The 12,490-nt window shown below is 69.9% G+C and carries 12 protein-coding genes; 4 read left to right on the top strand and 8 right to left on the bottom strand.

Features of this window, described 5'->3' with window-relative positions; all coding sequences use genetic code 11:
- Window positions 1-12 precede the first annotated feature (12 nt).
- The 4 genes from AB5I40_RS02545 to AB5I40_RS02530 all read right to left on the bottom strand — a co-directional run bounded on the left by AB5I40_RS02545 (window position 13) and on the right by AB5I40_RS02530 (window position 4,933).
- The gene (locus AB5I40_RS02545; protein ID WP_370936797.1) at window positions 13-1,428 is read right to left on the bottom strand and encodes an aspartate aminotransferase family protein; all 1,416 of its coding nucleotides are present in this window, start codon (window positions 1,426-1,428) and stop codon (window positions 13-15) included.
- On the bottom strand, window positions 1,425-2,732 hold the full coding sequence (locus AB5I40_RS02540; RefSeq protein WP_370936796.1) for an MFS transporter: 1,308 nt from the start codon (window positions 2,730-2,732) through the stop codon (window positions 1,425-1,427). Before AB5I40_RS02540 ends, AB5I40_RS02545 begins: the two co-directional genes overlap by 4 nt.
- 175 nt (window positions 2,733-2,907) lie before the next feature.
- Window positions 2,908-3,936: an LLM class F420-dependent oxidoreductase gene (locus AB5I40_RS02535; RefSeq protein WP_370936795.1), complete on the bottom strand. Its 1,029-nt coding sequence runs from the start codon at window positions 3,934-3,936 to the stop codon at window positions 2,908-2,910.
- Between the two features lie 67 nt (window positions 3,937-4,003).
- On the bottom strand, window positions 4,004-4,933 hold the full coding sequence (locus AB5I40_RS02530; protein ID WP_370936794.1) for an oxygenase MpaB family protein: 930 nt from the start codon (window positions 4,931-4,933) through the stop codon (window positions 4,004-4,006).
- A 91-nt stretch (window positions 4,934-5,024) separates the two neighbouring features.
- On the opposite strand from AB5I40_RS02530, the gene AB5I40_RS02525 reads away from it, so the two are divergent.
- Window positions 5,025-5,630, top strand: coding sequence for a TetR/AcrR family transcriptional regulator (locus AB5I40_RS02525; protein ID WP_182889041.1), 606 nt, complete (start codon window positions 5,025-5,027; stop codon window positions 5,628-5,630).
- On the opposite strand, the gene dmpG is transcribed toward AB5I40_RS02525, so the two are convergent.
- Together dmpG and AB5I40_RS02515 are read right to left on the bottom strand one after the other, a co-directional pair.
- Window positions 5,624-6,649 (bottom strand): 4-hydroxy-2-oxovalerate aldolase, encoded by a 1,026-nt coding sequence (gene dmpG, locus AB5I40_RS02520; RefSeq protein ID WP_370936793.1) that lies wholly within the window; start codon window positions 6,647-6,649, stop codon window positions 5,624-5,626. The genes AB5I40_RS02525 and dmpG overlap by 7 nt on opposite strands.
- Window positions 6,646-7,548 (bottom strand): acetaldehyde dehydrogenase (acetylating), encoded by a 903-nt coding sequence (locus AB5I40_RS02515; protein ID WP_370936792.1) that lies wholly within the window; start codon window positions 7,546-7,548, stop codon window positions 6,646-6,648. The genes dmpG and AB5I40_RS02515 overlap by 4 nt, the downstream gene beginning before the upstream one ends.
- 39 nt (window positions 7,549-7,587) lie before the next feature.
- Here AB5I40_RS02515 and AB5I40_RS02510 point away from each other — a divergent pair, with 39 nt between their 5' ends.
- Window positions 7,588-8,343 carry an IclR family transcriptional regulator gene (locus AB5I40_RS02510; protein WP_370936791.1) on the top strand — a complete coding sequence of 252 codons (756 nt, stop codon included), beginning with the start codon at window positions 7,588-7,590 and terminating at the stop codon, window positions 8,341-8,343.
- On the opposite strand, the gene AB5I40_RS02505 is transcribed toward AB5I40_RS02510, so the two are convergent.
- The gene (locus tag AB5I40_RS02505; protein ID WP_370936790.1) at window positions 8,344-8,916 is read right to left on the bottom strand and encodes a TetR/AcrR family transcriptional regulator; all 573 of its coding nucleotides are present in this window, start codon (window positions 8,914-8,916) and stop codon (window positions 8,344-8,346) included. It lies immediately after the preceding gene.
- A gap of 53 nt (window positions 8,917-8,969) precedes the next feature.
- Here AB5I40_RS02505 and AB5I40_RS02500 point away from each other — a divergent pair, with 53 nt between their 5' ends.
- The gene (locus tag AB5I40_RS02500) at window positions 8,970-10,187 is read left to right on the top strand and encodes an amidohydrolase family protein (protein WP_370936789.1); all 1,218 of its coding nucleotides are present in this window, start codon (window positions 8,970-8,972) and stop codon (window positions 10,185-10,187) included.
- Window positions 10,184-11,038, top strand: a complete 855-nt coding sequence (locus tag AB5I40_RS02495; protein WP_370936788.1) for an alpha/beta hydrolase — start codon at window positions 10,184-10,186, stop codon at window positions 11,036-11,038. The genes AB5I40_RS02500 and AB5I40_RS02495 overlap by 4 nt, the downstream gene beginning before the upstream one ends.
- A gap of 1 nt (window position 11,039) precedes the next feature.
- On the opposite strand, the gene AB5I40_RS02490 is transcribed toward AB5I40_RS02495, so the two are convergent.
- The gene (locus AB5I40_RS02490) at window positions 11,040-12,470 is read right to left on the bottom strand and encodes an amidase (RefSeq protein ID WP_370936787.1); all 1,431 of its coding nucleotides are present in this window, start codon (window positions 12,468-12,470) and stop codon (window positions 11,040-11,042) included.
- Between the last annotated feature and the right edge of the window lie 20 nt (window positions 12,471-12,490).

Below are 12,490 nucleotides of genomic sequence, written 5' to 3'. Positions count from 1 at the left end.
CGTTCGGTTGCGCTAGTCCCGCGACGGCGTATACAGCGCGCCCAGGAATTCCACCAGCAGCCGCTCCCGCAACGGTTCCGGCGCGACCGCCAGCAGCGCGTTGACCGGCGCCATCCGCTCCGGCAGCCCGGCCGCACCGGTCAGGCCCGCCGCGGCGAGCAAGCCGCCGAACTGCTCGGACGTCAGCGTCGCCGGGTCCAGTGCGGCCACGAACGCGGCGACCTCCGGATCGACCCGCACCGGGCCTTCCGCGCGCGCCGCCTCGACGGAAGCCGCCAGGTCGGCGAGGAATTCCGGTTCGCTGCCGTGGTTGGCGGCGGTCACGGTGAGGTGCAGGTTCAGCGGAGAAGTCCCGTGCGCGAACTGCGGCTGGACGTACCAGCCGCGCGCCTTCATCTCGTCGGCGACGGTGAACAGGTCGAAACCGTCCGAGCCGGTGAACGCGACCAGCGTCGACACCGGGTCGCCCAGCACGCGCAAGCCTGGGATCGAAGCCACGCCAGCGCGAATCCGGTCCACCGCTTCCCGGGCGCGCGAGGCCAGTTGCAGATAGCCGTCCTCGCCGAGGTGGTGCACGACGGCCCACGCGGCGGCGAGCGGACCGCCGGAGCGGGTGCTCTGCAGCGTCGGGTTCAGCATCGTATAGCCGGGCCAGGCCGCGCTCGCGAAGAAATGCGTCCGGCGGAGTTCCGCGGAAGCGTGCAGCAGCACCGAGACGCCTTTGGCGCAGTAGGCGTATTTGTGCAGGTCCACGGAAATGCTGGTGACGCCCGGAACGCGGAAGTCGAACGGCGGCAGGTCCGCGCCGAGCTTCGCGAAGTACGGCAGCACCCAGCCGCCGATGCACGCGTCGACGTGCATGCGCACTCCGCGCGCCGAAGCGGCGGCGGCGATCTCCGTGATCGGGTCGACGACGCCGTGTGCGTACGACGGCGCGCTCGCCACGACGAGGACGGTGGAATCGTCGATCGCCGCTGTCATCGCCTCCGGGTCCGCGCGGAAGGTCTCCGGATCGACCGGCACCACGACCTTCCGCACCCCGAACAGGTGCGCGGCCTTGTGGAACGCGGCGTGCGCTGTTTCCGGCAGCACGATCGACGGTGCCTCGACGTCCGGCCGGGAGTCGCGGGCGGCGAGGACCGCCAGCAGGCACGACTCGGTGCCGCCAGAAGTCACCGTGCCGACCGTGTCCGGCGTACCGCCGAGCAGCCCGGCCGCGCGGGCGACCAGGTCGTTCTCCATGCGCAGCAGGCTGGGGAACGCGGTCGGGTCGAGTCCGTTGGCCGAACTGGCCAGCGCGTGCGCGGCCGCGGCGATTTCGTCCACTTCGGACAGTCCGCTGTCGTACACGTAGGCCAGGGTGCGGCCGCCGTGCGTCGGCAGGTCGCCGGAGCGGAGTTCGCGCAGCCGCGCGAGGACGTCGTTCACGGCTGCTTCTCCAGCACCGAACGGCGCAGCAGCGGGATGCCGAGCGCGATCAGCACCGCGGGCAGCACCGACGCGCCGATCACGATCGCGGTGATCGCCGACGGCGGCTGCGGGACGGCGGTCGCGCCGGTGCTCGACACATAGCTCCCGGCCTGCAGCACGATGCCGAACAATCCCGGCCCGAGCGCGAGCCCGAGCGTCTCGGACGCGGTCCACACGCCGGCCGTCACGCCCGCCCTGGTCTCGCCGGTCCGCTCCTCCTCGGCGCTGATCAGGTCCGGCAGGATCGCCAGCGGGAACACCGAAATGCCCGCGTAGCCGACGCCGGCGAGCGCGACGAACACCAGCGTCGCGCCGAACGGGAGCTGGTCGGCGAAGTACATCGCCACCAGGCCGACGAAGAACGACGTGGTGGCGATCCGGAATCCGGCGAGCTTGCCCCAGCGCGCGCCCAGCCGCGGCCACACCGGCATGGTGACGAGCGCGGGCCCGACGAAGCCGACGAACAGGTAGGTGCGGTAGCTCGGGTCGCCGAGCACGTGCTGCGCGAAGTACGGGATCGCGGCGAGCACGGTGCCGATGCCGAGCGCCTGGATGAAGTAGACGCCCAGCAGCCACCGGAACGACCGCCACTGCGCGATGGTGCGCGCCAATTCCTTGAGCCGCACCGTGTTGGGCCGCAGCGAGCCGACCGGCGCGCCCTTCAGGCCGAAGTAGACGCCGAGCGTGGCGGCCAGGATGATCACCGCCATCACCAGGCCCATCACCCGGTAGCCCGCCACGCCGGGCAGCAGGTCGGTGATCGCCGGGGCGCCGCCGCCGGACACCAGCACCGCGACCGCCAGCACGCCGATCCGGACGCTGGTGAGTTTCGTGCGTTCCTCGGCGGAATCGGTCAGCTCGGCCGGAAGCGCGTTGAACGGCACCTGGAAGAACGCGTACGCGGTGGCGCACAGGAAGAACATCGCCACGACGTACGCCGCGTCCCACACTGGCGTGCCGAAGCCGGGATGCGCGAACAGCGCGGCGAACAGGACCGCGACGCCGATCCCGCCGCGCAGCAGGAACCGCCGCCTGCTGCCGGTGCGCGCGAGGTCGGCGTCGGACAGCCGTCCGGCGACCGGGTTGAAGACCACGTCCCACGCCTTGGGCACGAACACGATCACCCCGGCCGCCGCCGCGGGCACGGCCATCGTGTCGGTGAGGTACGGCAGCAGGAGCAGCCCCGGCACCGTGCCGAACCCGCCGGTGACGAAGGAGCCGAGCGAGTAGCGGAATCTCGTGCGGCGGGACAGCGACGCCAAAGGTCCTCCTCGAAGGCGGAACGACGAACGCATGCCTAATGGATCTTCGCCGGTTCCCGGTAGTGGTCGGGAGGAATCGTGCCACCGTCGTGATGCACCGGCCGTACCGGGCCGACTACGCCCTCGTGAGTGCCTATCACGGTTCTGACCGTGATAGGCACTCACGAGTCCGCTTTCAGGACAGCGCTTTCGCCGCCTTCGCCAGCGACCCGGCGTCCCCGCGCAGCAGCAGCGTCGTCACCACCGTGTCTTCCCACGCCGACAGTTCCTCGCGGATCTTCTCCGCGGGCCCGATCAGCGAAGTGTCCTCGACCAGCGAAGTCGGGATCGCCTTGACTGCCTCTTCCTTGCGCCCGGCCAGGTACAGCTCCTGCACCTTGTCCGCCACGTCCGCGTACCCGAGCCGGGCGAACACGTCGTGGTGGAAGTTCACGCTCTTCGCGCCCATCCCGCCGATGTACAGCGCCAGCGCCGGCTTGATGAAGCTCGCCGCCTCCTCGACGTCGTCGTGCACGATCACCGGCACCGACGCGGCCACCTCGAAACCGTCCAGGCCGCTCCGGCGTGCGCCCGGGCGGGCGAAACCCTCCTCCAGCGCAGCCCGGTAGAACGCGTCCGACTTGGGCGAGAAGAACAGCGGCAGCCAGCCGTCGCAGATTTCCGCGGCCAGCGCGACGTTCTTCGGGCCTTCGGCGGCGAGGTAGATCGGCAGGTCGGCGCGCAGCGGGTGCACGGTCGGCTTGAGCGGTTTGCCCAGTCCGGTCCCGCCCTTGAGCGGCAGCTGGAAGAACTGCCCGTCGAGGGTCACCGGTTCCTCGCGGGCCAGCACCTTGCGCACGATCTCGACGTACTCGCGCGTGCGCGCCAGCGGCTTCGGATACGGCTGGCCGTACCAGCCCTCCACCACCTGCGGCCCGGACGCGCCCAGCCCGAGCACGAACCGGCCGCCGGAGAGGTGGTCCATGGTCAGCGCGCTCATCGCGGTCGCGGTCGGGGTGCGCGCGGACATCTGCACGATGTTCGTGCCGAGCTTGATCCGGCTGGTCGCCGCCCCGACCCAGGCGAGCGGCGTGAACGCGTCCGACCCGTACGCCTCGGCCGACCACACCGAGTCGAACCCGAGCCGTTCGGCTTCGAGCACGGTCTCCTGCGCGCCCGGGATCGGCCCGCTCCCCCAGTACCCGAGGTGAAAGCCCAGCTTCATCAAGCCCTCCTGATCTCGAAGCCCGTGAAGGACTCCTTCCGGGAATCTGATTCCCGGAAGGAGTCCTTCACGGCACGTCCGGCGAGTAGTGCTCCGGTTTCCCGCGCTCGGCGAGCGGGGGAAGATTGCGGCGCGGGGTTTCGACCGGCGGCGTCCCCGGGGCCAGTTCGCCGCGGGCGCGCCGCCAGCCCGCCCGTGCCCGCGGATGGTAGCGGCGATCGTGCGGAAGCAGCGTGAACGCCGCGTTGATCAGCTTGCCCACGCGGCGGTGCCGCCGGGCGTCGCGCGCGGTCCAGCGAAAGCCGAGCAGGTCGCGCACTTCCGGGTCGTACAGGCCGACGGTCAGCCATACGAATTGTTTCGCGATGATCTTCGAGACCGGCGTCCACAGTGGATCCGGCAGCCACGGCAAGAACGGCGGCTTGGCGATCCCACGAAGGTCGAGCACGTCGCGCGTGGCCTTGTTGTCTTCCAGGACCTCGGCGCACATGTGCTTCCAGTACCGCTGGAAGTCCTCCCACGATTCCGGCACCGGCCGCATCGTCATGTCGTACATCCGCCACCAGCGCACGTGTTCGTCGAACAGCGTGCGTTTTTCCTCTTCGCCGATGCCGCCCATGAAATTGTCGGCGATCAGGATGGTGCTGACGAAGAACGTCGAATGCGCCCAGTAATACGTGTCCGGGTCGAGCGCGTGGTAGCGGCGGCCCTTCTTGTCCACACCCTTGACGCGGTCGTGGTAGCCGCGCACTTCCAGCGCCGTGCGGTGCGCGAGCGGGCCGTCGTAGACCACGCCGCCGATCGGGTACAGCGAACGGAAAAGCCGCTGCCACCGTTCCTCGAAAAACCGCGAATGCTCCTCGACGCCCGCGCCGAGCCCGGGGTGCATGTTCTGCATCGACCCGGCCCACAGCGCGATCAGCAGCCCGCGCCAGTCGCCGAAGTACTTCCAGGTCAGCGAGTCCGGTCCCAGCGGTTCGGGGGCGTCCCTGCTCATCGCGGCTCCTCGGCGGGTCGGCGAAGTGACTACAGCTGTTGTCAGGTTAGGATGTGACAACATCTGTGGTCAACTCGGGACGGGAGCGGGTATGCCGGGCCGCACGTGGGCGGGCACGACGCTGGACGACCGCAAGGCCCAGCGGCGCGCGCAGCTGCTGGCCGCCGGGCTCGACCTGCTCGGCGCGCAGGGCAGCGCGGCGGTGAGCGTCCGCGCGGTATGCCGGTCCGCGAAACTGACCGAGCGGTACTTCTACGAAAGCTTCGCCGACCGGGAGAGCTTGGTCGCCGCGGTCTACGAGGACGTCGGGGACCAAGCCCGGCAAGCGCTCGCCGACGCGGTGTCCGGCGAAGCCGATCCGAGCCGCCGTGCCGAACGCGCGGTCACGGCGTTCGTGGAACTCGTGCTGGACGATCCGCGCAAGGGCCGCGTGCTGCTGCTCGCGCCGCTGACCGATCCAGCGCTGACCAGCCGCGGCCTGCACCTTCTCCCGGCGTTCACCACGCTCGTCGGCGAACAGCTGTCGCGCGGCGACGAGACCGGCCGCCAGCTCGTGGCGATCGGTCTCGTCGGCGCGCTCAGCAACGTGTTCATCGCTTACCTCGACGGCACGCTTAAGGTGAGCCGCGAGCGTCTCGTCGAGCACTGCGTGCAGCTCGTGCTCGGCGCGGACGCTTTCGACTCGGGGGCTCACTGAGCGGCTGCCCGCTCGTCGCGCAGCCGCAGCGCGATGTCGATGATCATGTCCTCCTGGCCGCCGACGTAGCGTTCTTCGCCGACCTTGTACAGGATTTCGTGCGCCGGGACGCCGTAGCGCTCGGCCGCGCGTTCGGCGTGCAGCAGGAAGCTGGAGTACACGCCGGCGTAGCCCTGGATGATCGACGACCGGTCCATCACCGGCAGCCGGGTCAGGTACTTCTTCACGACGTTCTCCGCGGCTGCCATCAGAACGTCTTTGTCCACCCCGGTTTTGATGCCGAGCCGTTCGAAGGTGGCCGCGAGGACCTCCGTCGGCGAGTTGCCCGCGCCAGCACCGAGCGCGGCGAGCGAACCGTCGATCTGCCGGGCGCCCGCACGGTACGCGAGCACCGAGTTGGCTACTCCGAAGCTCAGGTTCTGGTGTCCGTGGTACCCGACCTGAGCTTCGTCGCCGAGTTCCGCGACGAGAGCGGCGACGCGTTCGGAGGCGTCGTCCAGGATCAGCGCGCCCGCGGAGTCCACGACGTACACGCACTGGCAGCCCGCGTCGACCATGATCCGGGCCTGCTTCGCGAGGTCCTCCGGCGTCGACATGTGCGACAGCATCAAGAATCCGAAGGTCTCGAGGCCGAGATCGCGGGCCGCGCCGAAGTGCTGGATCGACACGTCGGCTTCGGTGCAGTGGGTCGCGATCCGCACCGCGCCCGCGCCGAGATCGGCCGCCGCGCGCAGGTCGGTGACCGTGCCGAGACCGGGCAGCAGGAGCACGGCGATCTTCGCCTGCTTCGCCTCGTCGACCGCGGCGGCGATGAGCTTTCGCTCGTCCACCAAGGAAAAACCGTAGTTGAAGGTGGAGCCGCCGAGGCCGTCGCCGTGGGTCACCTCGATCAGCGAGATGCCCGCGTCGTCGAGCGCGCGGACGGTGTCGCGCACCTGCTTCTCGGTGAACTGATGCGCCATGGCGTGGCTGCCGTCGCGCAGAGTGGTGTCGACCAGCCGGACGTCGGTGTTGTTCACGCGGCCACCTCCTGAGCGGCGAAGAGATCGCCGACGCGCGCGGCGGCGGCGGTCATGATGTCGAGGTTGCCCGCGTACTTGGGCAGGTAGTCGCCGTTGCCCGCGACCTCAAGGAACACGCCCACGCGGGCCTTGCCACTCCAGTCCGGCCGCGGCGGGTCGAACTGCGGGTCAGCCTTGAGCGTGTAGCCCGGCACGTACTGCTGGACGTCTTTCACCATGCGGTGTACGGATTCGCTGATCGCGTCGAAGTCGGCGTCCGGGTCGACCGCGCAGAACACCGTGTCGCGCATGATCATCGGCGGGTCCATCGGGTTGATGATGATGATCGCGCGGCCCTTGTCCGCGCCGCCGACCTTCTCGATCGCGTGCGCGGTGGTCTCGGTGAACTCGTCGATGTTCGCGCGCGTGCCGGGTCCCGCCGACCGCGAGGACACCGACGCGACGATCTCCGCGTACGACACCGGCGTCACCCGCGAAACCGCGTGCACGATCGGGATGGTCGCCTGGCCGCCGCAGGTGATCATGTTGACGTTGCGGTCGGTCAGCTGGTCGGGCGGATTGACCGCCGGGCACGTGAGCGGGCCGATCGCGGCGGGCGTCAGGTCGATCGCGCGGATGCCGGCCTCGGCGTACCGCGGCGCGTTCGCCTTGTGGGCCTTCGCCGACGTCGACTCGAACACCAGGTCCGGCAGTTCCGCGCGCGCCAGCAGCCAGTCGACGCCCTCGGCGGACGTCTCGAGCCCGAGCTTCGCGGCGCGGGCGAGCCCGTCCGACGCCGGGTCGACGCCCACCATGTAGCGCACTTCCACGTGCTCGCTGCGCTGGAGTTTTGCCAGCAAATCCGTACCGATGTTGCCCGGGCCGACGATCGCGGCCGTCACCTTGCGTTCCGCCATGTCTGCACGGTGCTCGCCGGGGTGGGGCACACTCAACCCATGCGTACCACTGGACGGAACGGCGACGGGCTCGTGACCGCGCGCGTCGCCGCCGTGCTGGAAGCCTTCCGCCCCGGCGACGACGCACTGGGCGTCTCCGAACTGGCGCGCCGGACCGGCCTCGCGAAGACGACCGTGCACCGGCTGGCCGGGCACTTGGCCGACACCGGCCTGCTGGAACGCGACGGCACTTCCGTCCGGCTCGGACTGCGGCTGTTCGAGATCGGCCAGCTGGCGGTGCGCCGCCGCGGCCTCGTAGAAGCGGCGCGGCCGTACCTGGCGGATCTGCGGGAGGCCACGCGGAACACGGTGCATCTCGCCGTGCTGGAAGGCACCGAAGTGGTCTATCTGGATGTGCTGCGCGGGCCGGACGCACCGGATCTGCCTTCACGCACCGGCGGGCGGTTTCCGGCGCACGCGACTGGCGTCGGGAAGGCGATTCTGTCCTGCTCCCCCGACGAGGTCGTGACCCGCGTGATCGATGCCGGACTCCCCCGGGTCAGCCCGCGGACGATCACCGCGCCCGGCTTGCTTCGGCGGCAGTTGGCGCGGATTCGCGAGGACGGAATTGCGTTCGAGCGCGAGGAATCCGGCGTGGGCGTGGTGTGCGCGGCGAGCCCGCTCGTCGATGCCAACGGGCTCGCGGTGGCCGCGGTGTCGATCTCCGGATGGGCGACCCGGATGCGAACCGAACGAGTCGCGCCCGCGGTCCGGACGGTGGCGTTGGCGTTGTCCCGGACCGTCTCCGAAACCTGATCAGGACTTCCCTTTGCCCAGGCGCAAGATCAGGGCAAGGGCCTCCTCCGAGTAAGCCCCGGGAGTCAGGACCTCCTGCAAGAGCAGGCCGCGCATCGCGGCGACAGTGACAGCGGCCCTGGTCAGCGCTTCGTCGGCGGCATGCCCTTCGCGTTCCGCGAGCGACGCCAGCATCTTGGTCAAGTCGTCGAGCGAATCGATGAACTCGCGGAAGTCCTCCGGCCGGTACGCGGCCAGCCCGGTGACGTGAAAGAACCCGCGAACCCGCGACAGCTGCTCCGGGCGCGTGTACGTCCGCCAGATCGCCACGACGAGCTCGGCAAAGGTGCCCTGTCCGGCAGTCTTGAAAAGCGCCTCGTTGTCCCGGGATCGCTGTGCCCCGAGCATCGCCGCCAAGACGCCAGGGAGCGACCCGAAGTGGTAGCGCAGCAGGGCGTGGCTGGTCTCGGCCCTGGCGGCAACTTCCCGAAGCGACACCTCCGGCGACGGAAGCGTCCCGTCGAAGGCGTCGAGAAGCCGGGCCAGGAGACGTTCGCGGGCGTCGCCGCCGCCCTCCGTGCTTGACAGGCTCACTCCCACAGTTTATCCATTGGAAAAGAACGCGGCAACGGCGGAGGGAACGGCTCGTGGGACGTTTTCAGATAGTCGGCGCGACAGTCATCGACGGGTCGGGGCGCGATCCCGCGGACGGCACCGTCGCCGTCGAGGACGGGCTGCTCGCCGAGCCCGGCGGCTCCGGCGAACGCCTCGACGCCACCGGGCTGACCATGACGCCCGGCCTCATCGACGCCCACGTTCACCTGGGTCTCGCCAGCCCGATCCAGCCGCAATTCACGTTCCAGCTCAGCGCCGCCGAAATCGCGGCGGACATCTTCGCCGCCGCCAGCGCGACCCTCGACGCGGGGTTCACGACCGTCCGGGACACCGGCGGGATCGACGGCGGCGTCGTCACCGCGATCGCCAAGGGCAAGGTCCGCGGACCGCGCGTGCTGTCGTGCGGGCCGGTCCAGTGCCAGACCGGCGGGCACGGCTACTACGGGCCCGAATGGGAACCCACCGAGCTGTGGAGCAGCCATCACATTCCCGGTCTGGCCGCCCTGTCGATGATGTCGGGCAACGCGAACGAGTTGCGCAGCAACGTGCGCGAGGCCTTCCGTCGCGGGGCCACTTTCCTGAAGCTCTGCGTGACCGGCGGCGTGGTCAGCGCGCACGACAAGCTGACCGACACCCAGTTCACCGTGGAAGAAATCGCCGTCGCTGTCCAGGAAGCCGCCGCACGAGGCACTTACGTGACGGTGCACGCGCACAACAACGAAGGCATCCGGAACGCGGTCGAGGCCGGGGTGCGCTGTGTCGAGCACGGCACCGACATCGACGAGTCCACGGCCGCGCTGATGGCCGCCCACGACGTTGCCCTGGTACCCACTTTCGCTGTCGTCGAGCACCTGCTGCGCGACGCCGCCGAAGCCGGACTGGGCGAGTCGATCCGCGATCGGGCGCTGGGTGTTCGCGAGCGGATGGCCGAGGCGCTCGCTGCCGCCAAGAACGCCGAGGTGCGGATCGGGCTCGGATCTGATCTCATCGGTCCGGCTCAGGACCGCCGAGGGGAAGAGCTCGCGTTGCGCGCAGACCTGGAGACGCCGATGGAAGCCCTCGTCGCGGCCACGAAGACCAACGCCGAGATCCTGGGCCTGTCCGGCGAGGTGGGGGTCATCGCACCCGGCCTGCAGGCGGATCTCGTGCTGTGGAACGGAAACCCGCTCGAACATCCGAACCTGTTCGCCGCCCCCGCGAACGCCGTTGTCGTCGTCCAAGCCGGACGCGTCGTAAAGGACCTCCGATGAGCACTCTGTGGCAAGGCTGCCTCGCCGGCACCGATTACTTCGAAATGCGTTCGCGCAGCGGGCACACCTACGGCATCTGGGTCACCACGCCGCCGGGCTACGACCACACCAAGACGCGGGCGCCGGTCGTGTACGTGCTCGACGGCAACTGGGCCGTGGGCATGACGGCTCCGCTCATCGTCACCCAAGCGGATCCCATGCAGCCGATCCAGCCTTACCTCCAGGTCAGCGTCGGCTACGCGGGCGAGGAAGCACAGGACTGGACGCGGCTGCGCAACCGAGACCTCGTGCCGCCCGGCGAACCCATCGCCCAGGAGTTCGTCGATGCCGTGGAGATGGGCATCGAAACGGGCAGGATGACCCGCGAGGAGGCCGACGCCTACCTCGCCGAACTGCGCGACAGCCGCGCCGACGCGTTCCTGGCTTTCCTCGCCGACGAACTGCACCCGCGGATCGAACGCGCCTATCACGCGTCCCCGAGCGGCCATGGTCTCTTCGGCTACTCCTATGGCGGGCTCTTCAGTCTCTACGCCTGGCTCAGCGGCTGCCCGCTCTTCGAAAGCATCGGAGCGGGCAGCCCTGGCGTCATCGGCGAGGAAAGCAAGGTTTTCGCCCGGCTTGCCGAGCTTGGCGACAGTTTGCCCGCCGCCAAGCTGCACGTGACGGTCAACGACCAGGAGCTGTTCGGAGACCTGGCCGTGTACCAAAGCCTCGCGAAGCACACGGCGACGTTCCTGCACCGCCTCAAGGCTCGCGGCGGAAACGTCACCACCGCGGTCCTGCGCGAAACGCACGTCACCGGCCTGCAGTCCTCGTTCCTCAGCTATCTCCGGACCTGCCGGGCCCAGTGAATCACCCGGCGGCGTGCACCGCGGGCCGCCGGTCCGCCCACGGCATCGCCTCCTCCAGGAACGCCGCGACCCGCAGCAGCAGCGATTCCGAGCAGACCGGGCCGCCCAGCTGGACGCCGATCGGCAGTCCCTGCGAGGACTGCCCGAGCGGAAGGCTGATCGCGGGCGCGCCGGTCTGATTGAACAGCGGCGTGAACGTGCACGCGTCGAAAAGCTGCCTCGTCCAATCGGTCGCGGTGAGATCGGCGTTCGCGTCGAGGCGGCCCAGCGGCAGCGCCGGGGTGTTCATCGTCGGGGTCAGCAGCAGGTCGTATCCGGTGAAGAACTGGCCCGCCGCACGGGAAACGACGTTCATCGCCCCCAGCGCCGCGGTCAGTTCCATCCCGCTGACCGAGCGGCCGTATTCGACGCACGCCCAGGAGGTGCGTTCGAGGTTCTCCGGGCTCGCCGCGACCCCGGTCATCTCTTCGATCCCGGCGACCGCGCCGGCCAGGAATCCGCACCACAGCACGTGATTCGCGTGCAGGAACGACTCCCATTCGAAGACCGGCGTCGCGCGTTCGACATGGTGGCCCGCCGCTTCGAGCACCTCAGCGACTGCCTCGACCACACGCGCCGCCTCCGGGTCGACGTAGCTGCCCGCCCACGATTCGGTGTGCAGGGCGATCCTGAGGCGACCCGGGTCGGCACCGACCTCGTCCAGCCACGGGCGCGCGGGCGGCGCGAGAACGTACGGGTCGCCCGGATAGCTCACCGCCACCTCGTCGAGCAGCGCGGCGGTGTCCCGGACCGTCCGCGAGACCGCGAGTTCGACGCCCATGCCGTAGAGCGGATCGGCGAAGTCCGGCCCGGTAGGCACCCGGCCGCGCGATGGCTTCAGCCCGACCAGGCCGTTGCAGGCGGCGGGCACCCGGATCGACCCGCCGCCGTCGTTGGCGTGCGCGATCGGGAGTGCCCCGGCCGCGACGAGCGCCGCCGAACCGCCGCTGGATCCGCCGACGCTGTGCCCGGTGTTCCACGGATTGCGCGTCGAACCGTAGGCCAGCGCTTCGGAGTTGCCGTTGAACCCCAGCTCCGGCGTGGTCGTGACGGCGAGCGTCGCCAGACCCGCCGCGCGGAACCGCTCCATCAGATGGGTGTCCTCCGGCGGCACGACGCCCTTGCCGAGCAGCCGCGTGCCCATCCGGGTCGGCACCCCGGCGGCGTGCAGCACGATGTCCTTGATCGCGAACGGAACCCCGGCGAACCGGCCGTCCGGCGAGTACTCCAGCGGACGCTCGAACGGGCCGTCGGCGACCGCGTTCAGCTCCGGGTTCACCTTGCCGATGGCTTCGATCGCCAGCGCGGCGACCTCCTCGGCCGTCACCTCGCCGGAGGCGATGACCGCGGCGAGCGCGGTGGCGTCGAGGGCGGCGTATTCGTCGATGTTCATCGAGTCTCCTTCAGCCGGGG

This window comes from Amycolatopsis sp. cg13 (genome assembly GCF_041346965.1).
In the GTDB taxonomy this organism is placed as follows: Bacteria; Actinomycetota; Actinomycetes; order Mycobacteriales; family Pseudonocardiaceae; genus Amycolatopsis.
The sequence above is the reverse complement of the archived record's forward strand: the minus strand, read 5'-3'. Positions and strand labels throughout refer to the sequence as shown.